Genomic DNA, 22,417 nt, shown 5'->3' on the forward strand with positions numbered 1-22,417 from the left:
AAGATCAGAGATAAAGAATGAGGAAAATCATGGGGACGAGAATGCCGGCTGCGGTCAGCCATGCACCGCGGCCGGAAATACCTTTTTTCCCCTTGAGGATGAAGAGTCCGGAGATGGCGAGCACAACGAGCGCCCCGGCGAAAATGTCGGAAAACCAGGTCCAGAGCTGCCGAGGAGTATTGTAATGCAGATAGTTCACTTCAAAGAACACCGCGCGACGGCGCGCATGTTCAAGAACGCCCACACCGCTGGACATATCCACAGTCAGCGATCCACCATCAAGGAAAATCTTTACAGTGGCGTCATCGGGAAAATAGTGTTTTTTGTAATTGTCCGCCTCATCGAACGCGGACAGGAGTTCGAGCGCGGCGTCACGGTCAAACGACGCACGCTGGATGCCGCTTTCGACCTGCACCTCCTGCCTTGTGATTTCGTAATTCGGATCCCACTCCTTGATATGATTGAGGGCGATGCCGGATAGTGCGTATATCACGGTCATGGCCGCGAAAAAATAGCCGAGGTCGCGATGAATCGCCTGATTCCAGAGACGTATACGATGAGAAAGCTTCATGCTGGGCATACTGTGATGTGAGTGGGAACAGGGATAACAGCTATAGAAAAGGCCAAGCTCTCACTTGGCCTTTTCCTGCTTCTGCTGCGTAATCAGTGGGCGTGTTCTTCGCCCTCCTCTGCGGGCATGTCCTTTGCCACGGGCACGTCGCTGCCATCTTTCATCGAGTAGGTGACGCAGTCGAGGTGCCAGCGGGAGATGTACGGTTTGCCGCTCTCTGCAAGCTCGGCGCGGAGATTGCGCACGGCGTCCATGCCCTGCGGTTCGACATGACCGTCATTGCCCTGGCCTTCGCCGTTCTTCATTTCTTTTTCCGCTTTGTTCATGCCCTTCTCATGCTCGGCAAGATCCTGACCGGCATGATCATGGGTCTCTTCCTCGCTCTGTGCGGCGAGCAGTTCCTGCTCGTACTCGGCGATGTAGGCGCTGTCAATGCGTGTTTCGCGAAGGATACCCTTCACAACGATATCGCTGCCTTCGAGCTCACGTGCGAACGCGGGCATATCTTCCGGCGCTTCAACGCGGATTTTCTCATTCGTTTCCGCATCCGTCACGTGCACACGGCGTCCGCCATGCTTGCAGACATGCGTAACCAGACCTTCAATCGTGACTTCGCCATCGATGTTGTCCTGCGCGCTGGCGAGCATTTTGGTCACCGTAACGGCGCTCCCTGCGGCATCCTTGTTTTCATCCGAGTTCTGCTGTCCACATGCGGTGAGCAGTACAGCGGCAAGGGTGATAACAAAAAACTGTTTCATTCGTGTCTCCTGTTGCTATATGAGGTGCGTGTGTGCATCTGGTTCGCGTGCGCCTGGACGCGAAAGGATTCAAGTAATAAAAATACGCAAAGACCCTGAATTTTCCATCGCAGATCGTTACGCGCTGGCGTAGCGTTTTTCGAGAACGACACGGCCATTTTTCACGACGGTGTTCAGGTGATTGACCCCATAGTGATAAAGAATGCGCTGGTAATTGGGCGTATCGAACATGAGCAGATCGGCCTGTTTACCAACTTCAATGCTCCCGTGTGTTTCCGCACGATCCAGTGCGGCAGCGGCATTGATGGTCGAGGCGGTGATGATTTCCTCCATGGTCATACCCATCTGCAGCGCCGCCAGGCTCATCATCAGCTGCATGTTTTCACTCATGCAGGAACCGGGATTCGCATCCGTGGCGATGGCGACGGGCAAGCCGGCGTCAATCAGTCTGCGCGCATCGGGGAACTCCTCTCCAAGAAAGAGCGAAACGCCGGGCAGCAGCGTCGCGATGGTCCCGGCTTCCTTCATGCGAGTGATACCTTCGTCGCTGATATGATCGAGATGGTCGGCGGAAGACGCGTGCATCTCGGCAGCCAGTTCGGATCCGGCCCCGGCGGTAATCTGGTCGGCGTGGACCCGGACGTTCAATCCGAGTTCTCTGCCCCGTGTGAAGATTTCGCGGGCTTCATCTATCGTGAATGCGCCCTTTTCGATAAATACGTCACAGTACTCGGCGAGCTTTCGTGAAGCGACCTCGGGGAGCATGTCGTCGAGAACGAGCCGTACATAGTCTTCGCGGCGATCTTTGTAGTCGAAAGGAATGGTGTGCGCACCGAGGAAGGTCGGCACGATCTCCACGACGTGGAGTTCCTTGAGTTCGTTGATGACCTCGAGCATCTTGATTTCATTCTCGAAATCCAGTCCATACCCGCTCTTGATCTCCACCGTGGTCGCGCCGAATCCCAGGCAGCTGTCGAGGCGATGCAGCGCATACTCCGTCAGCTCTACCTTGGTGGCGGCGCGTGTCGCTTTGACCGTGGTATTGATTCCGCCCCCGTCGGCAGCGATTTCCGCGTATGTCGCGCCGGCAATGCGCCGTGCGAATTCCTCTTCCCGCGCACCGGCGAAGACAAGATGGGTGTGCGAATCCACGAGTCCGGGAAGAATGGTTTTTCCCAGCGCACTGATGCTGCGCTCGGCGTCTCCGATGTCGATGGCATCTGACGGACCCACGTAGGCAATTTTCCCATCCTTGATCCCGATGGCCGCATCGCGTATGAGTCCTATCTCGCGCATGTCTTTTCCGCACCGGGCGCTTCCGTTCGAAGCTGCGGTCACGACCTGCGTTGCGTTGTAGAAAATCAGATCCATCATACGCTTACTTCCTCAGGCTGATGTGCAATTCCTTCAGCTGCGCTTCCGAAGCGGGGGACGGCGAACCGTCCATCAGCGACAGTGCGCTGTTCGTTTTCGGGAAGGCGATGACGTCACGAATCGAGCCGATGCCGGCGAGGATGGTGACGATGCGGTCGAGTCCCATGGCCATTCCACCATGCGGTGGTGCACCGTACTTGAACGCGTTGATGAGGAAACCGAATTTTTCCGAAATCTCTTCGTCCGAGAGTCCGAGCACCGAGAAGATCTTCGCCTGCAGGGTGCTGTCGTGAATACGAATGCTGCCGCTGCCGACTTCATTCCCGTTCCATACGAGATCATAACAATCTGCCCGCGCCGCGCCGGGATCACTGTCGAGCAACGGGATGTCATCCGGCTTGGGCGAGGTGAACGGGTGATGCTCCGCGTAATAGCGCTGTGTCTCGTCATCCCACTGAAAGAGCGGGAAATCCACGACCCAGAGCAGCTTGTGCACGCCGGACTGTATCAGTCCGAGTTCGCGCGCCAGTTCGACGCGCAGCGTGCCGAGCGCCTCCAGCGCGAGACGTTTGTTCGCATCGGCCACGATCAGCAGCAAGTCGCCGTCTTCAGCACCGAGCGCTTCCCGGATACCGCTGAGCTGCGACTCGTCGAGGAATTTTGCAATGGGACTCGTGAGCGACCCCTCGGCCGCCTTCATCCAGACGAGTCCGCCCATACCCAGCGCTTTCGCGCGATCGGTCACCTCGTCGAGTTTCTTGCGGCTGAACGCCTCCGCCTGTCCTTTGACATTGATACCCGATACGATACCGCCGGCGCCGAGCGCTCCGCTGAAGACCTTGAACTCCGCACCCTGCAGCACGTCATTGAGCGTCACGAGCTCCATATCGAAACGCAGATCGGGCTTGTCTGATCCATAGCGCTCAAGAGCCTCGTAATAATCCAACACCGGGATGGGCAGCGGAAGGTCGACACCAACGGTGTCTTTCAGGACACGCTGCACGAAGCCCTCGATAAGACGGTAGACGTCTTCGGGACGAATGAAGGACATCTCCAGATCTATCTGCGTGAATTCAGGCTGGCGGTCGGCGCGAAGATCTTCATCCCTGAAACACTTGACGATCTGCACGTAACGATCGAAGCCCGCGACCATCAGCAGCTGCTTGTAGGTCTGCGGTGACTGCGGGAGCGCGTAGAATTTTCCTTCATGCACGCGGCTCGGCACCAGGTAGTCGCGCGCACCTTCCGGTGTGCTTTTCATCAGCACGGGGGTTTCAATCTCGATGAAATCCTGGTCGTCGAAATAGCGGTGTACAATCTGATAGAGCTTGTGCCGCAGCAACAGATGTTTCTGCAGTACGCCACGGCGCAAATCGAGATAGCGGTATCGCAGGCGGAGATCCTCATGTGCCTCGACCTCGTCCTCGATCTCGAAAGGCGTAATCTCCGCCGCGTTCAGAATTTCAAAGGAATCGACGATCACCTCGATTTCGCCGGTGGGCATCTCGGCGTTTGCCATGCCATCGGGACGCGCCTGCACCGTGCCGGTAATCGACAGCACGTACTCGGAACGCAATTCATGCGCACGTTCATGAACTTCCTTGTTATGCTGCGGAGCGAATACCACCTGGGAAAGTCCGTAGCGGTCACGCAGATCGATGAAAATCATTCCACCGAGATCCCGTCTGCCGTCCACCCAGCCATTGAGTGTGACCGTTTCGCCGATGTTCTCCGCGCGCAGCGCGCCGCAGGTGTGCGTTCGTTGTGTAAACTGCATGATGCCCTGTCCGTTGGTGTTCGTTCGATGCTAAACTCTAAATATACCGCAATAGGAACGCGAATAAAACGGGTGAGACGGATAAGGACAGAACACGGACAAAACGGATAACACCAATCAATGAGAACACGGATCCCACGGATTTCAGCGGATTTTCACGGAGGTTATGGCGAGCGCTTTTTCCTGACCTCCGTGGAAATCCGTGAAAATCGGTGTGATCTGCGTTCCCATTGATTGGTGTTATCCGTTTTGTCCGTGTTCCTGTTTTTTTCTGTCGGTGAAATCTCGTAATTTTGTTTCTGGACAGAGCTATCTTTATATCCGATTAGAAACCGCAGCACCTACGTCCCATGGACACTTGCTTTCAAGGCAACCTGACATCAGAGATTTCTTCCGGCCCTGTCCTGCTCGCCATCCGCTTTCGCCGGCGGGAAGAGCAAACTGCTGCATTTCCCTTCACCGCTGCCGGCAATCTGCCGGCACCAGGAAGCTCCCGCCGGGAGCGGAAAGGATGTTTGCCTTCTGTACGCACCGAATCATTGTGCAACTCCCTTACGAACAATGACTTGGACCGTTCATCGCTATGCGGGGAGCACGGCATGGACACGCGACGGGAACACCGTCGTCCGCACAGCTAATGTCACAACCGATCTGATAAACAGAGGTACAGTATGAGTAACCGGAAAAAAGTGACGATTGACGGCAACGAAGCCGCCGCGTTCGTCGCGCACAAGACCAACGAAGTATGTGCTATCTACCCGATTACGCCCAGTTCGAACATGGGTGAATGGGCGGATGCCTGGTCTTCACAGAACAGGCCGAATATCTGGGGCACCGTACCGGTGGTCTCCGAATTGCAGAGCGAAGGCGGCGCATCCGGCGCCGTGCATGGTGCACTGCAGGCGGGATCACTGACGACGACGTTCACCGCGTCGCAGGGACTGCTCCTGATGATCCCCAATATGTATAAAATCGCCGGCGAGCTGACCTCGACGGTGTTTCACGTCTCCGCCCGCTCGGTTGCCGCGCAGGCGCTGTCGATTTTCGGCGACCACAGCGACGTCATGGCCGTACGCCAGACCGGTTTCGCCCTGCTCTCCTCGAACTCCGTGCAGGAAGTGATGGATTTCGCCCTGATCGCGCAGGCCGCGACGCTGAAATCGCGTGTTCCTTTCGTGCATTTCTTCGACGGTTTCCGCATCTCGCATGAAGTGATGAAAATCGAAGAGCTGACGAATGAGGATATGTTCGCCATGCTGCCCGACGATCTGATCGTAGAGCATCGCGCACGCGCCCTCTCTCCCGAACGTCCCGTGATCCGAGGTACCGCGCAGAATCCTGACGTCTTCTTCCAGGCCCGCGAGACCGTGAATCCTTACTACAATGTCTGCGCCGACATCGTGCAGGAGACCATGGATCGCTTCGGTGAAGTGGTTGGCCGCAAGTACAATCTCTTCGATTACGTCGGTGCTCCCGACGCAGAACGCGTCGTGATCATGATGGGATCCGGTGCCGGTGCGGCAGAGGAAACCGTCGAGTACCTGACCGCACAGGGTGAGAAAGTTGGTCTGCTCAAAGTCCGTCTCTTCCGTCCCTTCTCCGTCAAGCACTTCATCAATTCCCTGCCTGCGACGGTGAAGTCCATTGCCGTGCTCGACCGCACGAAGGAACCCGGCGCAGCCGGCGAGCCGCTGTATCAGGACGTCCACACCGCACTCGCAGAGGCGATGACGGAAGGCACACTGCCGATGGACCGTTACCCGAAGGTCGCCGGTGGACGTTATGGACTTTCCTCCAAGGAATTCACTCCGGCGATGGTCAAGAGCGTCTTCGACAACCTGATGCAGGACAAGCCGAAGAACCACTTCACCGTTGGTATCAAGGAAGACGTGACCAACTCGAGTCTCGATTTCGATCCGAAGTTCAACATCGAACCCGACGATGTGTTCCGCGGGATGTTTTACGGACTCGGTGCTGACGGCACGGTCGGTGCGAACAAGAACTCGATCAAAATCATCGGTGAGGGCACGGACAACTTTGCACAGGGCTACTTCGTGTACGATTCGAAGAAGTCCGGTTCGATGACGACGTCGCATCTGCGCTTCGGGCCGCGTCCCATCAACAGCACCTATCTGATCAGCTCGGCAAAATTCGTCGCCTGCCATCAGTTTGTCTTCCTCGAGAAATTCGACATGCTTTCGCACATCGTCGAGGGCGGAACGTTCCTGCTCAACTCGCCGTACGGACCGAACGAGGTGTGGGACAAGATGCCGCGCAAGGTGCAGCAGCAGATCATTGACAAGAAGCTGAGCTTCCACGTCATCGACGGCTACAAGGTCGCCGAGGCGACGGGAATGGGCGCCCGCGTGAACACCATCATGCAGACCTGCTTCTTTGCGATCTCCGGCATCCTTCCGAAGGATGAGGCCATCGCAAAAATCAAGGAAGCCATCAAGAAGACTTACGGCAGCAAGGGCGACAAGATCGTCCAGATGAACTTCAACGCGGTGGATCAGACGCTCGAGAACCTGCATGAAGTCAAGGTCCCGGCCGAGGCCAGCAGCAGCATCGAGATGCCGCCTGTGGTTTCCGACAAGGCACCGGAATTCGTACGCGACGTCACGTCGATGATGATTGCCGGACACGGCGATGACATCCCGACCAGCGCCCTGCCGGTGGATGGCACGTTCCCGACCGCGACAACGATGTGGGAGAAGCGCAACATCGCACTCGAAATCCCGGAATGGGATATCGACACCTGCATCCAGTGCAACAAATGCGCCATGGTCTGTCCCCACGCGACCATCCGTATCAAAGTCTTCGATGAGAAGGAACTCGAGAACGCCCCCGAGAACTTCAAGTACACCGATGCCAAGGGCAAGGAGTACAAGGGACTCAAGTACAGCATCCAGGTTGCACCGGAAGATTGCACGGGCTGCGCGCTCTGCGTCGAGGTGTGTCCCGCCAAGAACAAGTCGGAAGTGCGCCTGAAAGCCATCAACATGGTTCCGCAACCGCCGATCCGCGAGCAGGAACGCGAGAACTGGGACTTCTTCCTGAACATCCCGGAATTCGACCGCACCACCTGCCGCGTCGATACCATCAAGGGTTCACAGCTGCTGCAGCCGCTGTTTGAATTCTCGGGTGCCTGCTCGGGCTGCGGCGAGACTCCGTATGTCAAGCTCACCAGCCAGCTTTTCGGCGACCGCATGATCGTCGCCAACGCCACGGGCTGTTCTTCGATTTATGGCGGCAACCTTCCAACCACCCCGTGGGCCGTCAATGCCGACGGTCAGGGTCCCGCCTGGTCGAACTCCCTGTTTGAAGACAACGCCGAATTCGGCTTCGGCTTCCGCCTCACCATCGACAAGCAGAATCAGTTCGCACGCGAACTGCTGATGCGCATGGCAGGCGATGTCGGTGAAGATCTTGCGCGCGGACTCCTCGACGCTGACCAGTCCACCGAGGCAGGCATTCTCGAACAGCGCAAGCGCGTCACCGCACTGAAAGACAAGCTGGCCGGACTCAGCACGCCGGAAGCCAAGCGCCTTCTCTCCGTGGCCGACTTCCTGATCAAGCGCAGTGTGTGGATCATGGGCGGTGACGGCTGGGCGTATGACATTGGTTATGGCGGACTCGATCACGTGCTCGCCTCCGGTAAGAATGTCAACGTGCTGGTCATGGATACCGAAGTGTACTCAAACACCGGTGGACAGATGTCGAAGGCCACACCGATCGGTGCCGTTGCAAAATTCGCCGCCGGCGGCAAGCCCATTGCGAAAAAGGACCTCGGACTGATGGCCATGAGCTACGGTACGGTGTATGTCGCACAGGTCGCCATGGGCGCCAATGATGCCCAGACCCTTCGCGCCTTCCTCGAAGCCGAAGCCTACGACGGTCCTTCCCTCATCATCGCCTACAGCCACTGCATCGCGCACGGTATTGACATGTCCAAGGGCATGGAGCATCAGAAAACCCTTGTCGAATCGGGTCTCTGGCCGCTGTACCGCTACAATCCGGATCTCGTCGCCGAAGGCAAAAATCCCTTCAAGCTCGACTCCAAGCCGCCGAAAATTTCGGTCAAGGACTTCATCACGACCGAAACGCGTTTCAATATGCTCTTCAAGAGCAAGCCTGACGAGGCAGCCCGCCTGCTCGGCATGGCGCAGGAGCATGTCAACAATCGGCAGAAATACTACCAGCAGCTCGAGACGCTGTATGAGAATATCAGCGTCCCTGCACAGGAAGCAGCCGAAGACACGGCAGCGGAATAACATTCGAGACGGCGTGCGGAGTGAAAAATCACTTCGCACGCCACTATCACGGAAGATCATTACAGAAACCTGAGGATAGAAGCATGGATCTTACCACCACCTACATGGGACTGCAGCTGAAAAACCCGCTGGTCCCTTCGGCTTCGCCGCTGTCGCGCGACCTCGACAATATCAAACGTCTGGAAGACGCCGGCGCATCGGCCATCGTGATGTACTCACTTTTCGAAGAACAGATCGAGCACGAGCAGCTCGAGCTTGACCACTTCCTCGCCCAGGGCGCGGAAAGTTACCAGGAAGCAATCAGCTACTTCCCGGAAGCAGAAGACTATAACCTCGGTCCCGACGAGTACCTCGAGCATATTCGCTCGGCAAAAGCCGCGACGAATATCCCCATCATCGGCAGCCTCAACGGCGTATCCGCCGGTGGCTGGCTTGAGTACGCGAAGAAAATTCAGGACGCAGGTGCTGATGGACTCGAACTGAACGTCTACTATATCCCAACCGATACACGTTTCAGCGCCGAAGAAATTGAAAACATCTACGTCGAAGACCTCACCCGCATCAAGGCGGCTGTGAATATTCCCGTCGCCATGAAACTCAGTCCCTACTTCACGACCATGGCGAGCATGGCGAAAAAACTGGATGGAGCCGGAGCTGACGCACTCGTCATGTTCAATCGCTTCTACCAGCCCGACTTCGATCTCGAAGAGCTGGAAGTCGTTCCGACGGTCAATCTCAGCAACTCGACCGAGAACCGCCTCCCGCTACGGTGGATCGCCATCCTCCACGGACATATCCGTGCAAGCATGGCTGCCACCACCGGCATCCACACTGCGCAGGATGCGCTGAAAATGCTCATGGCAGGCGCCGACGTCACCATGCTCTGCTCCGCCCTGCTCGAAAAGGGTCCTGAGCATCTCGGTACCGTCCTCAACGACCTCCAGCAGTGGATGGAAGAAAAGGAATACGACTCCGTCACCCAGATGAAAGGCAGCATGAGCCAGCGCTCCGTCGCCGAACCCGCCGCTTTTGAACGCGCAAACTACATGAAAGCGCTCAATAGCTGGAAAGTCACCATCTGAGACGAAATGACTCAGCAGTCAGAATACTGACTAATGAGTTCTGGAAATGACTGATCGGTCACCCCGCTTCCCGGCGGGGTGACTTTTATTCTGGAGGGGCTGCGCGTTCCTTTTTATCCCTTTTTCCTGCTCTGTTTCTTCTTCCCGGCCTTTCCGCTGCTTTTCTTCTTGCCTTTTTTCCCGCGTTTCTTTTCCGGTGGTGGCTCGAGCATCGTCCCACGGCAGTTCGGTGCACCGCAACGGCAGGCAAATTTCGCCTTCACCTCTTTGGTCTGTTTCCCGTCGTAGTCGAGGTGATAGTCGTAATTCAACTCCTCCCCTTCTTTGATGGAACGGAGCGCGATGATGAATGCGCGTCCGTCGATAATCTCCGATTCACAGTTCGGATCGCAGCTGTGGTTGATATACTGCGCATCGCTTCCACCCACGGCGGCGTCGAGCACGACATCGTCTTCTATGGAGAACAGCAGGACATGCGGCTTATCCCCACTGTCGTTGTAGCGTCTGGTCGCTTCGTCATCCGAAATGCGTTCACCGAGATACTCGGCCACGCGTGTACCCTTGCGTATTTTTTTTGCGGCAAAGGCGCCGTAGCCGTGAACGGGAGATTTGCGTACGATGAAAAACGATTTGGGTTTCTTTCCCATGGCTCCTGGACCTGCATGATCTGACAAGCTGGCGTCCCTTCGGGACAGCAGGCCGTCCCGTGGGACAGCACTTCCCCATATTACTTCATCGCACAATAATTCTCACGCTCTTCTCACATTTTTTCTCCCACGAAAGCGCCTTTTTTTCTTATTTTATCGCATTAGTGTGGCAAATCGTCTGAAAAGAACACAACGCAGAGGAACATGATGAGATCTCTACAGCACGTCATGTTGACGGTGGTATTGCTTGCGGCTCTCTCGCTGCCGCTTTCAGCGCAGGTGTCGCTCACGACACTGAGTACTGCCTCAACGCAGGATTTCAACACGCTGATCAACAGCGGAAGCGGAACGTGGACCGACAACAGCACAATTACAGGCTGGTATCACGCCCGTACCGGTTCCGGAAACACCATCGTCGCCAATGACGGCGGCAGCAACGCAGGCAATCTCTACAGTTATGGCACCGGAACTTCAACCGACCGCGCACTCGGATCCGTCGGATCCGGAAACAGCGCTGCCGGTGATTTCTGGTGGGGGGTGCGCCTGGTCAACAACACGGGCAGCACGATTACCTCGCTGGACATTTCCTACTACGGTGAGCAGTGGCGATACAGCGGTACCGCCGCGGTGCAGACGGTCGAATTCAGTTATCAGACAGGCAGCAGCCTGACGAGCCTTACCAGCGGCAGTTGGACGGCAGTTACTGCTCTGGATTTCAATTCCCCGATTTCCAGCGGCAGCACCGGATCGCTCGACGGCAATGCATCCGCGAACAGAACCCTTGTCAGCACCGTGCTTTCCGTCACCCTGAATCCGGGTGATGAAATCATGCTCCGCTGGTTCGACGACAATCACAGCGGTTCGGATCATGGACTCGCGGTCGACGATTTCAGCGTGACCCCGTACGGTTCGGCATCCGCCCCGACGACAGTGGAATTCAGTACCGCAAGCAGCGCCTTCAGCGAAGGCGCAGGCACCGTCAACGTCACGGTGAGTATCACCAACCCTGATGCGTCCAATGCGACAACGGTGGATGTAGCGATGACCGGAAACGGCACGGCGACGAATGGGAATGACTGCATACCTGCCTACGCGACGCAGACGCTGACATTCCCCGCAGGAAGCAGTGCCGATCAGTCCATCAGCCTCACGCTCAATGACGACGTCATTTTCGAAGGCGATGAAACATTCGAATTCGAATTGAAGAACGTCAGTGGCGGCAACAATGCTGCTGCCGGTGCACAGTCGATGCATACACTGACCATCCAGGAAAACGATCCTCCGCCCTCGCCTGACGTACTCGTCAACGAGTATTACAATGCCTATCAGAATATCGCAACGGATGAAGCCGTCGAGCTGTATGTCGCTGCCGACGGCGTCGACATGCGCGGCTGGTCCATTTCCGACGCGACCAGTGGTGGCAGCTTCCCGTACGCAACCATCACATTTTCAAACGATGCGCTCTGGAGCAACCTGCCTGCCGGTACCATTATCGTGCTCGGCGGCATCTACAGTGTTCCCATTGAGGACACGGATGTTTCTGACGGACTCATCCAGGTGCAGGTGCCTGCATCCGGAAACAGCAACCAGTATTTCACCGGTCATACCGGTGGAACGTTTGCATTCGCCGGCTCCTCCGATGCATGCGCAATCATGGATGCTTCAAGTACTTTCGTTCATGGACTCGCACACGGCAGCAACAATCAGAACACGCTGCCGCCGGGACTCCATGGCTGGCTGAACTCCTCGCTTTCCAGCGGTACGAGCTGCTACTTCGCACGCAGCGGCGCTCCGATGGTGATGAGTGATTTCCTCGAGAACACCTACGTCGATGAAGGCGCGGCATCTCTCGCCGCGGCGAACGACGCCGATGGAAACCGCGACTTCCTCCGCTTCCTGCGCAGCCGCGACATCACATTGAATTACAATCTCGCCGGGACGTTCTACTGGAATATCACGGTGCAGAATGGCGCGACCGCCGCGCAGACGGGCGCCGTGTCCATCAGCAACATGCTGACCATTGAGAATGGGACATGGAACACGAGCGGAATGGCGCTCGCACTGCATTCCGCCGCAAATGCCGAGAACGGCAACGGCAGCGGAAATCTCACCGTCGGCGACGATGTGGCTGGCGACGCCGTGCTGCGTCTCGGTCCCACCTTCAGCGTGACGGGCAGCTTCGACGCCAATCACGACGATGCGACGGTGGTGTATGAATCCGATGCCGTTACGGTATATCCCGCGACGTACTTCAATCTCACCATGCGATCCGGGCAGCAGAAAACCATTGATGGCGCTGTTACGGTGGTCGGCACGCTGACCATTGACGCCGGTGCCGAACTGCTGGTCAACGACCCGCAGGTTATCACGCTCGGGGCAAGCGGACTGTACGCAAACAACGGCAGCTTCCTCGGAAAAATCCGGAGCACCCGGATCTTTACCGGTGGAACCGAAGCCTTCGGTGGCATCGGTATCACACTGTTTGCACAGATCATAAATGCGCCGCAATCGCTCGTCCCGGGCACCGTCACGGTAACCATGACCAGCGGTGAATACATCTGGGTCGACAACACGCCTTCGATTCTGCGCTACTACGAGATCGAAGACAGCAATCCGAATCTTTTCCCGGCAACCATGACCGTCGATTACGCACCGCAGGACTTGAATGGACAGACCGAATCGAATCTCGGGCTGTACAAGTCGACAAATAGCGGCAGCAGCTGGACGTCACGCACGGCAACGCTGAACACCTCGGCGAATACGCTTGAGCTCGACCTCGATGACATCGACGGACTGTGGACCATGCACGCGAGTCCCCCGCAGGCTGTCATTATGACCGATCCCACATCCCTGTATTTCGAGACCGTGGAAAACGGTCCCTTGCCCGTCTCCCAACTGGTAGACGTATGGAATGACAGCGGCAGCGGTTCGATTCTCGATTGGGATGCCATCGCCGCAACGATGGAAACGCCGTCCTGGCTCTCCCTCACCCCTTCACCGGCTGAGGGACACAATTCCGGCAACTTCCTCGCAAACATCACGCGTTCCGATCTCGCACCCGGGTTCTACTCCGGTACGATCACCGTGACTGATCCGCATGCCGCGAATGACCCCGTAGTCATTCCCGTGACGTATCGCGTGTTCGAGGAGCGGAAGCTGAGCATTGGTGTCGACACCTTGCGCATCAAGGTCTCGTACAAGCGTGTCAGCGTGGCCGCGAATATTCCCGTCGTCAACGGCGGTGAAAGTTTTGGTCCCGGTGAGATCGCGTGGACGGCGTCGAGCAGCACATCATGGATGACGCTGTCGAACACCTCCGGGCTCGAGGGCGACAAGCTCGGGATTGCCATCAGCGCCCTGACGATGATGCCCGGCACCTATTACGGTGAAATCACGATTGAAGGCGTGAACAACGTCACCAACGTGCCCATCGTCAATTCGCCGCTTACCGTGCCGGTCGTGCTCGAGAACGAACCGCGCGACCAGGTCGTGCACACTGTCAGCAGTCTGCCGATGGGAAGCGGAATGTCCTTCTACAACGCTGAAGGACATATCATCGCACGCATCGACGTCAACAGCGGTACGGTGCAGAATCTCAGCCTGCGTCTCGTCCCCTACGCCCTGCCGCGCAACATTCAACGCCTGCGTTACGCCTACCGTCATTACATCCTCGACGCCGAGGGCAGCTACTCGGCTGACATGACACTGTATTACACGCTGAGTGAGCTCGGGCAGACCGGTATCGACCAGCCCGAACTGCTCCGCATCTGGCGTCAGATTCCCGCGCAGTACAGCTGGGTTCCCTACGCCGGATACTCCACACCTCTGATGCAAAGTGTGACAGCGTTCGGATTGACGGATCTCGATGGTATCTGGGCGATGGCCTACCCGTACTTCCCCGAAGAGTGGGAAGTTGAAGTCAACGCCGCCTGGAAAAACGACCACGAAGCGCGCATTTCCTTCAACACGACAATGGAAGGCAGCGGCATCGGTTTCATACTCGAGCGCAGCGAAACCGGCAGTGGAGAATGGCGCACCGCCGCCGTGCTTCCGCCCTCCACCTCGGGGCGCTATGCATTCGAGGAAGAGCTGCCGCAGGGACATTACACCTACCGTGTGATCACCTTCGACAGCGAGGGTACCGCACTTCAGTCGCCTGACACCGAACTGCTGCCCATGAGCATTCTCGGCACCGGGCAACTCGATGCCGGCAGCTTCGCACTCGGCGTCGCTTCCCCGCATCCGGCACCGCTCACACGCGGAAGTGCACAGCTGCAGTTCTCCCTTCCGCAGGCAGGCGAACTCATGCTGGCATTGTACGACGCCGCTGGCCGCGAAGTCGCGACCATCGCCTCCGGGCAGTTCTCAGCAGGTGCGCATACGGTTGACATTCCTCTCCAGGGACTCTCCGCCGGAACGTACTTCTACCGTCTCGCAACACGGAACGGTACGCTGACCCGCGCCCTGGTCGTCACCCGCTGATAGCGCGTCCGCTCCGCGGCCGCGATTGAACGATCGAACGATGGAAGAATGGAAATATGGCCCCTGCGGTCATATTTCCATTTTTTCATTATTCCATCTTTCGGCTTTGCATGGTTCGCCTCATCAGGGATTGCTTCCACGAACACCACAAACATCCGGGAACACTTCACGGCAAGCAATCCCCGCTCCTACCGGGTTTGCAATCTGCAATCTGTCATCTGTAATCTGGATTCCGCCGTCAGGCGGAGGATGCATCAGGCGGAGGATGCGTCAGGCGGAGGATGTGAGGTGTTCGACGAGGATGCGGACGCCGATGAGGATGAGGATGATGCCGCCGATGAACTCCATGTGCGTACCGAAGCGTGCGGCGACGCGTTCACCGAGACGGATACCGATGAGGGACATGATTCCCGCGACAATCCCTATCACAATGGAGGGAAAAATAATCTCGACGCTGACGAGGGAGAGACTGAGTCCTACCGCCAGCGCATCGATGCTCGTAGCAACGGAGAGTGAAACAAGCGACCATCCACGGGTCACATCGCGCAGGATTTCCTTGTCCTCTCCCACCCCGAATGAATTCCACAGCATATGTCCCCCGACCACAGCGAGCAGCGTAAACGCAATCCAGTGATCGTATGCGGCAATGGCATCCGCGAAGCCGGAACCGGCGAGCCAGCCGAGAATCGGCATCAGTGCCTGGAAGAGTCCGAAATGAAAACTGAGGCGAAACGTCTGCCGCGCATCCGGCCGAAGCAGGTATGCCCCGGCAGACACCGATACTGCGAACGCATCGATACCCAGCGCGAATGCAATGAACAACAGTGTCAGTGTATCCAAATATCACCCTTCCCAACGGGCAATAATCCGTCTGAAATCTGCAATCTGCCATCTGTCATCTGAAATCTACCATCTGTCATCTGTGTTCAGGGATTGCTTTCTGCATAACGGCAGACATCCGGGTACACCTCATGGGAAGCAAACCCTGCTCCAATTCCATTTGCAATCTGTCATCTGAAATCTGCAATCTGCAATCTATTTGGGTATTGCAACACCGCCCATGCGGGACATGATCCAGTTCGCGCGGCGATTTATGTAGGCGGTGGGATGCGCGGGTGACCAGCGGCGGGGATTGGGAAGGACGGCAGCCATCAGAGCAGCCTCCCGGCGGGTGAGTTCGGCAGCGGATTTGTGGAAATATCGTCGTGCCGCGGCTTCCATGCCGTAAACCCCGTCTCCCGTTTCCACGACATTGGCATACATTTCGAGAATACGATGTTTCGTCCACAAATGCTCAATCGCCAGCGTAAACCATGCTTCCATGCCTTTTCGCAGATAATTTCGTCCCTGCCAGAGAAAAACATTCCGGGCGGTCTGCATTGTGATCGTACTGGCCCCCCGCACCTTTTTCCCGCGATGTGCACGATTGTAACGCATGGCGGCATCAAGCGCACGCCAGTCGATGCCGTCGTGCCGCATGAAGCGCGCGTCTTCCGCCGCCACCATGGCGCGAAAGACTTGCGGTGAGATACTCTCATACGGTACCCAGATGCGATCTACCCCCACGACGCGTCCCTCCCCGATGGCCTCATACACGCGCAAAAACATCAGCGGCGTCCATTCCGCCGGCAGCACCCGCAGCGCTGCAATAGCCATGACCAGTAGAAAAACAGTCACCGCCACCGTCCGGAACCCGGCCCGTATTGCTGTCCATATTTTTCGGATTGTTATCATTTTACTTGCAATCTGTTATCAGGGATTGCTTCCGCAATGATCACAAGCATCCCGGGACACCTCACAGGAAGCAATCCCCGCTCCAATTCGATTTGCAATCTGCAATCTGCAATCTGCCATCTGCCATCTGCAATCTGCAATTTGAAATCTGCAATCTCACAACAATATAAGGGATTTCCCGAATGTGGTGGGGCGCCGGAGCAGGACAACCGTATCGGATTTGCTTTTTTTCATTCAGCTTGTAACTTTGTGTATCCTCTGATTGTCATTTTCCATGGCCCACCACCCATGGAGGCCAGTCCACTGGTACTGATCATCCACATTCAACAGGTTTTTCCATGAAATCACTCGTTTTTACCGTGCTTTTTGCCACACTGCTGCTGACCGCATGCAGTGACGATGCGCAGGTCAACGCACCTGTGGGCACACCGGATGCCCCGATGTCGTTCGCCGGTAATCTTGGCAACCTCGACCTCTCCATGGAGCAATCCGCGCTGATTGACGAAATGTATTTCATGGATGAGGACCTGAGTCTTCTCCTGGATGCACCGCGTCTGTTGACATTTGACAGCATGATCGACGGTCGTCTCGACCGCAAGGCTTCTGTCGATATTGCTGCCATCATTTACTATCAGCTGATCGTCAAAGCCAATCCCGACATGAGCGAGGAACTGCTGGCGCAACTTCGCGAAATGATCGCGGCGAGCAACAAGCTGCGCGAACGCATTCTCAACAGCGACAAAAGCCGCGAAGAGAAAATGCGTCTGCTGAAGGCGGAACACGAAAAGCTCATGGCCGCCATGATGCGTCTGATCGGTGAGGAAGCTGTCGCGAACGTGCAGCGGTTGCAGGAACAGCTCAAGCAGGAGCGTGAAGAACGCCGTGATGAGTGGCAGTCGCTCCGCATCGACCGTCTCGTTGATCGCATGACCAGCGTCCTCGGGCTCAGCGAGGAAGAAGCTGCCAGCGTCAAGGAAATTCTGATGCTGCAGTACAAGGAAATCGCCCGCCTGCGTGAGCAGTACAAAGACAATCCCGAAGGCTTCCGTGAAGCACTTGCTGCCCTGCATGCCCGTATCGACGCCAGGATGAGCGAACTGCTCGGCAATCGCTGGGAGCGCTGGAAAGAACTGCAGCGGCGCCAGATCACACCCGGAGACCGTCAGCCGAATATCGACATGCATCTCAAGCAGCTGACGGAATTGCTCAATCTGACCGAACGTCAGCAGGCCGCAGTCAAGGAAATTCTCATCGAACAGCAGCGCCTGATCAAACAGCTGATGGAAAAGTACGAAGGTGACCGCGCAGGACTCGCCCAGGCGCTTCGCCAGCTGCAGGAGCGCATCAACGCGAAAATCGCCTCCCTTCTCAACGATCGCCAGCTTGAAATCTGGAAAAAACATCTCGCCGGGATGAATGATCGCAACGGAACAGGAACGGGACGCCGCGGCTGATTCAAACCAATTTCATCCACGGTCGTCCCCATGAGGACGGCCGTGTCTGCCCTCCTCCGATCACGGAGGAGGGTATTTTTTTTAGTCCCTCTTTCAATCCATCCTGATTATTTCACGATACCGGCGGAGAGGGACCTGCTGGAGTTTCCCAATTCCCCTGTATTTTGTATGTTTAAGGACATTCTGAATCCCAATGCACCTTTGTGGCATCCTGTATTACATGCGCAGCATGGATTTTTCCAGGCACGCCAGATCAATTGAATCCTTCCCATTTATCAGTGGAGTACCGACATGGCCTATCAGCTGCTGACACCCCCGACTGAGGGCAGCAAGATCACCGTTGAGAACGGCAAGCTCAATGTTCCCGATCATCCCATCATTCCCTTTATCGAAGGCGATGGCATTGGACCCGATATCTGGGCCGCGGCCGTGCGCGTGTTCGACGCAGCTGTCGAAAAGGCTTATGGCGACGCAAGGAAAATCAACTGGTTTGAAATTTTCGCCGGCGAAAAGGCTGTCGCGAAGTACGGTGAAAACGTCTGGCTTCCCGAAGACACGCTCGAAGCCGTCAAAGAATACATCGTCGGCATCAAGGGTCCCCTCACCACCCCGGTTGGCGGCGGCATCCGTTCATTGAACGTGGCCCTGCGTCAAATCCTCGACCTTTACGTCTGCCTGCGTCCCGTGCAGTATTTCAACGGTGTTCCCTCCCCGGTCAAACGACCCGAGCAGATTGACATGGTCATCTTCCGTGAGAATTCGGAAGACATTTACGCCGGTGTGGAGTGGAAAGCCGGGACGCCGGAAGCTGAAAAAATCGTCTCCTGGCTGCAGTCGGAGATGGGTGTCGATAAGATTCGTTTCCCCGGAAGCTCCAGCATCGGCATCAAGCCGGTTTCCAGAGAAGGCACCGAACGCCTCGTTCGCGCGGCCATCAATTATGCCATCGAACAGAAGCGCGATTCGGTCACCATCGTGCACAAAGGCAATATCATGAAGTTCACCGAGGGTGGATTCCGCGACTGGGGCTATGATCTTGCAAAGAACGAGTTCGGCGCCGAGCTGCTTGACGGCGGTCCCTGGATGAAGCTTCCGAACGGAATCATCATCAAGGATGTTATTGCAGATGCCTTCCTGCAGCAGATTCTGACGCGTCCCGCAGAGTACGACGTGATCGCCACGATGAACCTCAACGGCGACTTTATCTCCGATGCGCTCGCAGCACAGGTCGGCGGCATTGGCATCGCGCCGGGTGCGAACATCAATTATCAGAACGGTTTCGCCATTTTTGAAGCCACGCATGGAACCGCACCGAAGTATACCGGGCAGGATAAGGTCAACCCGGGTTCGGTGATCCTGAGCGGCGAAATGATGTTCCGCTATCTCGGCTGGAATGAGGCGGCAGACCTCATCATCGCAGCGATGGAAAAGACCATTGCGAAGAAAACCGTGACGTATGACTTTGCCCGGCTGATGGACGGAGCCACGGAAGTGAAATGCTCTGCCTTCGGTACGGCCCTCATTGAGAACATGTAATCCGCTTGCGCCGTCCCGGCATTCTCCGGGACGGCAGCCTTTCCCGGAACGCAAAGGAGACAGTGATGAAGACCTCCTTCTGGACCGCTGCCGCACTGGCAATCATTCTCCTTGTCGCAGCCGTGCCTGGCAGTGACTCCGACCTCATGCAACAGAAATCTGCCCATGCGGAACGTATTTTCCGCTACCTCGCACTTGGGGATCTCGCCAAGGTGGAGGTTGAAGCTTCCGTACTTGGCAAACTCGCACGCGAAGTGGGTTTCCACGAACAGAGCGAGACCTTCCAGGCGTATGAAGAGGATTTCCTCAAAACCGTCGACGCACTGAAGAAGGAAGCGGGCAAGGGCAACATGGCAGGCAGCTATTATGAATTTTCCCGCATGGCGGGGATGTGTTTTTCCTGTCACGAACATGTACGTGACATCAAAGACTGACACCTCCCTCCCGGGACCCTTTTCCACCATACCCTAACGACAGGAGAGGCAGGAACTCATGTATCTGTATCATCAAGGTAAACATACACGGCAGGCGCACGTTGGTCTGCCCGAAGGCACCTACGAAGAAGAACACGGCAGAGACGGCTTTTTCGGCCCCGTCTCACACCTCTATCACCGTCGGCCTCCTACCGACTGGATTCGCTTTGAAGGCGCCCTTCGTCCGCATGCATACGACTTCAACCAGGCTGCACCCGCAGATCAGACCGCGGCAGACGGCGAACGGCTGCGGTTGTTTTACAATAGCGATGTCGTGGTCAGCATTTCCCGGCGCAGCACCATAATGCCCTTCTACTACCGCAACGGTGACGGTGACGAGATTTATTTCGTTCACGAGGGCGAAGGCAGCATCGAAACCGACTATGGTACGCTGGAATACGAGAAGGGCGATTATATCATCATCCCGCGTGTGACCACGTATCGTATTCATCCACGGAGTGAAAACAATTTCTTTCTCATTATCGAGGCGCTTCCGCAGGTCAGCACGCCCACGCGCGAACAGAAAGGACTGATCGGCGTGCATGCCCTTTTCGATATGTCGGCGATTACGCTTCCGGTGCTCCCGGAAGTGTACGATGCGCGTGACGGACATGAGCATGAAATCCGCATACAGCGCGATGGAGAAATGTCCAGCGTGGTCTATCCCTTCAATCCCCTCGATGCCGCAGGATGGAAAGGCGACTGTTATCCCTGGAAAATCAACGTGCGTGACATTCGTCCCGTGATGAGCCACCGTGTCCATCTCCCGCCCCCGGCACACACGACCTTTGTGATGAACAATGCCGTGGTGTGCACCTTCCTGCCGCGTCCCCTCGAAGAAGACGACGACGCTCTGAAGGTGCCGTTCTACCACCGCAACGCGGATTATGACGAAGTGCTATTCTACCACGCAGGTGATTTCTTCAGCCGGGACAACATCAAGCCGGGTATGGTGACGCTGCATCCGACCGGCTTCCCTCACGGACCCCATCCCAAAGCCCTGGCGAATATGCATAAGCTGAAACGCACGGACGAAATTGCTGTCATGCTTGATACGGTGAATACGCTGCATGTCAGCGCGGATGCGGAAAGTGTGGAATGGAAAGAGTACTGGCAGAGCTGGATGAAAAAATAAGCTCGAACCGCCGTTCCCCCTCTTAAAAAAATCCCCCTATCTGGGGGATTTTTTTGCGCCGTCATTCGACGGCTGCTGTATGATGGCGTTCACCTCGTCGAGTGTTAGCCTGTCCCAGGCGTTTTCCCTGGGATAGTGCACATAAATGGCGTCCTGGAAAATATCGACCTTCTCGATCTTACCTTCGCCTTTACTGGTTTTGAGCCGGTAATCGAGGGGCGGGAAACGCTTGAGAAGCTCTTCGTACAACTGGGCCTCGTAACTGAGGCAGCACTTCAATCGCCCGCACTGTCCGGCCAGCTTGAACGGATTGATGGTCAGGTTCTGCAGCCGGGCCATGTCTGTCGAGATCGGCTCGAACATCCCCAGCCATGAGCTGCAGCAGAGCTCTCTGCCGCAGACACCAAAGCCTCCCATACGCTTTGCCTCGTCACGCGGACCGATCTGGCGGAGCTCAATGCGGGTTCGATATTCAGCGGCGAGTTCACGCACGAGCTGACGAAAATCCACGCGTCCATCGGCAGTGAAATAAAACGTAATACGATTGCGATCGAACTGATACTCGACATCCACGAGCTTCATCGGCAGATTCAGCTTGGCGATGCGATCGAGACAGATCTGAAATGCCGTCTGTTCCTGTTCGCGGTGATAGAACATCACCTTCATGTCGGCGTCCGTCGCCTCGCGCACGATCTTCTTCGGTGTTTCCTTGCAGGGGCGCATACGAAGCCGGCTTTTCATGTAGGCCGTATCACCGATCGCTCCGACGATGCCGACATCGACGCCCTTTTCCGCTTCCACCACGACGTACGTCCCCTCTTCAATGCCGAGCCCGGCCGCGTTCATGTAGTAACCGCGGCGTTCACCCTTGAAAACCACTTCGACATATGGCGATGTATCTATTTTCTCGCCTTCCGCGGTCGTCCCGTGACAGTCAGACCCATCATGTCCGATAGTCTGTTCGTCCTTATCCGCATCCACGGCGCCTTCCTCACTGGAATACACCAGAACGGAATCGTCGAGCTTATGCAGTTCGAGAGGAACGTCCTTACGTTCAGTTTTCTCTTCTTTATTCTGTTCTGTATGGGGAGTTTCCTGTGAGGCCATCTAATCTCTACCT

The 22,417-nt window shown here is 56.4% G+C and carries 15 protein-coding genes; 7 read left to right on the forward strand and 8 right to left on the reverse strand.

Annotation, left to right across the window (positions count from 1 at the left end):
* Positions 1-4 precede the first annotated feature (4 nt).
* The 4 genes from KQI65_17040 to aspS all read right to left on the reverse strand — a co-directional run bounded on the left by KQI65_17040 (position 5) and on the right by aspS (position 4,480).
* The gene (locus KQI65_17040; GenBank protein MCB2206453.1) at positions 5-571 is read right to left on the reverse strand and encodes a PepSY-associated TM helix domain-containing protein; all 567 of its coding nucleotides are present in this window, start codon (positions 569-571) and stop codon (positions 5-7) included.
* 92 nt (positions 572-663) lie between these two features.
* Positions 664-1,329 carry a hypothetical protein gene (locus tag KQI65_17045; protein ID MCB2206454.1) on the reverse strand — a complete coding sequence of 222 codons (666 nt, stop codon included), beginning with the start codon at positions 1,327-1,329 and terminating at the stop codon, positions 664-666.
* Positions 1,330-1,446: 117 nt separating this feature from the next.
* Positions 1,447-2,703 carry an imidazolonepropionase gene (hutI, locus tag KQI65_17050; protein MCB2206455.1) on the reverse strand — a complete coding sequence of 419 codons (1,257 nt, stop codon included), beginning with the start codon at positions 2,701-2,703 and terminating at the stop codon, positions 1,447-1,449.
* A gap of 4 nt (positions 2,704-2,707) precedes the next feature.
* The gene (gene aspS / locus KQI65_17055; GenBank protein MCB2206456.1) at positions 2,708-4,480 is read right to left on the reverse strand and encodes an aspartate--tRNA ligase; all 1,773 of its coding nucleotides are present in this window, start codon (positions 4,478-4,480) and stop codon (positions 2,708-2,710) included.
* Between the two features lie 671 nt (positions 4,481-5,151).
* On the opposite strand from aspS, the gene nifJ reads away from it, so the two are divergent.
* Together nifJ and KQI65_17065 are read left to right on the forward strand one after the other, a co-directional pair.
* Positions 5,152-8,754, forward strand: coding sequence for a pyruvate:ferredoxin (flavodoxin) oxidoreductase (gene nifJ, locus KQI65_17060; protein MCB2206457.1), 3,603 nt, complete (start codon positions 5,152-5,154; stop codon positions 8,752-8,754).
* 83 nt (positions 8,755-8,837) lie between these two features.
* Positions 8,838-9,836 (forward strand): dihydroorotate dehydrogenase-like protein, encoded by a 999-nt coding sequence (locus KQI65_17065; protein MCB2206458.1) that lies wholly within the window; start codon positions 8,838-8,840, stop codon positions 9,834-9,836.
* Positions 9,837-9,949: 113 nt separating this feature from the next.
* On the opposite strand, the gene KQI65_17070 is transcribed toward KQI65_17065, so the two are convergent.
* Positions 9,950-10,456 (reverse strand): SET domain-containing protein-lysine N-methyltransferase, encoded by a 507-nt coding sequence (locus KQI65_17070; GenBank protein ID MCB2206459.1) that lies wholly within the window; start codon positions 10,454-10,456, stop codon positions 9,950-9,952.
* Between the two features lie 234 nt (positions 10,457-10,690).
* On the opposite strand from KQI65_17070, the gene KQI65_17075 reads away from it, so the two are divergent.
* Positions 10,691-14,965: a T9SS type A sorting domain-containing protein gene (locus KQI65_17075; protein MCB2206460.1), complete on the forward strand. Its 4,275-nt coding sequence runs from the start codon at positions 10,691-10,693 to the stop codon at positions 14,963-14,965.
* Between the two features lie 270 nt (positions 14,966-15,235).
* Here KQI65_17075 and KQI65_17080 read toward each other — a convergent pair whose 3' ends face one another.
* Both KQI65_17080 and mtgA read right to left on the reverse strand, forming a co-directional pair.
* On the reverse strand, positions 15,236-15,805 hold the full coding sequence (locus KQI65_17080; protein ID MCB2206461.1) for a manganese efflux pump MntP family protein: 570 nt from the start codon (positions 15,803-15,805) through the stop codon (positions 15,236-15,238).
* A 195-nt stretch (positions 15,806-16,000) separates the two neighbouring features.
* A complete protein-coding gene (gene mtgA, locus KQI65_17085) occupies positions 16,001-16,699 on the reverse strand; it encodes a monofunctional biosynthetic peptidoglycan transglycosylase (GenBank protein ID MCB2206462.1) in 699 nt (232 codons plus the stop codon).
* Between the two features lie 338 nt (positions 16,700-17,037).
* Between mtgA and KQI65_17090 the strand changes: the two genes are divergently transcribed.
* The 4 genes from KQI65_17090 to KQI65_17105 all read left to right on the forward strand — a co-directional run bounded on the left by KQI65_17090 (position 17,038) and on the right by KQI65_17105 (position 21,297).
* On the forward strand, positions 17,038-18,153 hold the full coding sequence (locus KQI65_17090; GenBank protein MCB2206463.1) for a hypothetical protein: 1,116 nt from the start codon (positions 17,038-17,040) through the stop codon (positions 18,151-18,153).
* 291 nt (positions 18,154-18,444) lie between these two features.
* Positions 18,445-19,689 (forward strand): NADP-dependent isocitrate dehydrogenase, encoded by a 1,245-nt coding sequence (gene icd / locus KQI65_17095; GenBank protein MCB2206464.1) that lies wholly within the window; start codon positions 18,445-18,447, stop codon positions 19,687-19,689.
* A 65-nt stretch (positions 19,690-19,754) separates the two neighbouring features.
* Complete coding sequence (locus KQI65_17100) at positions 19,755-20,123, forward strand: cytochrome c (GenBank protein ID MCB2206465.1); 369 nt, start codon at positions 19,755-19,757, stop codon at positions 20,121-20,123.
* Between the two features lie 58 nt (positions 20,124-20,181).
* Positions 20,182-21,297 (forward strand): homogentisate 1,2-dioxygenase, encoded by a 1,116-nt coding sequence (locus KQI65_17105; protein MCB2206466.1) that lies wholly within the window; start codon positions 20,182-20,184, stop codon positions 21,295-21,297.
* 36 nt (positions 21,298-21,333) lie between these two features.
* On the opposite strand, the gene KQI65_17110 is transcribed toward KQI65_17105, so the two are convergent.
* Positions 21,334-22,404 carry a hypothetical protein gene (locus tag KQI65_17110; protein MCB2206467.1) on the reverse strand — a complete coding sequence of 357 codons (1,071 nt, stop codon included), beginning with the start codon at positions 22,402-22,404 and terminating at the stop codon, positions 21,334-21,336.
* Positions 22,405-22,417 lie beyond the last annotated feature (13 nt).

The organism is bacterium (assembly GCA_020444325.1).
In the GTDB taxonomy this organism is placed as follows: Bacteria; Bacteroidota; Ignavibacteria; order SZUA-365; family SZUA-365; genus BM516.

What these genes read in the sequence shown, in the direction of transcription:
- KQI65_17040 (MCB2206453.1), bottom strand. Translation starts at nt 571, where the DNA reads ATGAAGCTTTCTCATCGTATACGTCTCTGGAATCAGGCGATTCATCGC.
- KQI65_17045 (MCB2206454.1), bottom strand. Translation starts at nt 1,329, where the DNA reads ATGAAACAGTTTTTTGTTATCACCCTTGCCGCTGTACTGCTCACCGCA.
- hutI (MCB2206455.1), bottom strand. Translation starts at nt 2,703, where the DNA reads ATGATGGATCTGATTTTCTACAACGCAACGCAGGTCGTGACCGCAGCT.
- aspS (MCB2206456.1), bottom strand. Translation starts at nt 4,480, where the DNA reads ATGCAGTTTACACAACGAACGCACACCTGCGGCGCGCTGCGCGCGGAG.
- nifJ (MCB2206457.1), top strand. Translation starts at nt 5,152, where the DNA reads ATGAGTAACCGGAAAAAAGTGACGATTGACGGCAACGAAGCCGCCGCG.
- KQI65_17065 (MCB2206458.1), top strand. Translation starts at nt 8,838, where the DNA reads ATGGATCTTACCACCACCTACATGGGACTGCAGCTGAAAAACCCGCTG.
- KQI65_17075 (MCB2206460.1), top strand. Translation starts at nt 10,691, where the DNA reads ATGAGATCTCTACAGCACGTCATGTTGACGGTGGTATTGCTTGCGGCT.
- mtgA (MCB2206462.1), bottom strand. Translation starts at nt 16,699, where the DNA reads ATGATAACAATCCGAAAAATATGGACAGCAATACGGGCCGGGTTCCGG.
- KQI65_17090 (MCB2206463.1), top strand. Translation starts at nt 17,038, where the DNA reads ATGAAATCACTCGTTTTTACCGTGCTTTTTGCCACACTGCTGCTGACC.
- icd (MCB2206464.1), top strand. Translation starts at nt 18,445, where the DNA reads ATGGCCTATCAGCTGCTGACACCCCCGACTGAGGGCAGCAAGATCACC.
- KQI65_17100 (MCB2206465.1), top strand. Translation starts at nt 19,755, where the DNA reads ATGAAGACCTCCTTCTGGACCGCTGCCGCACTGGCAATCATTCTCCTT.
- KQI65_17105 (MCB2206466.1), top strand. Translation starts at nt 20,182, where the DNA reads ATGTATCTGTATCATCAAGGTAAACATACACGGCAGGCGCACGTTGGT.
- KQI65_17110 (MCB2206467.1), bottom strand. Translation starts at nt 22,404, where the DNA reads ATGGCCTCACAGGAAACTCCCCATACAGAACAGAATAAAGAAGAGAAA.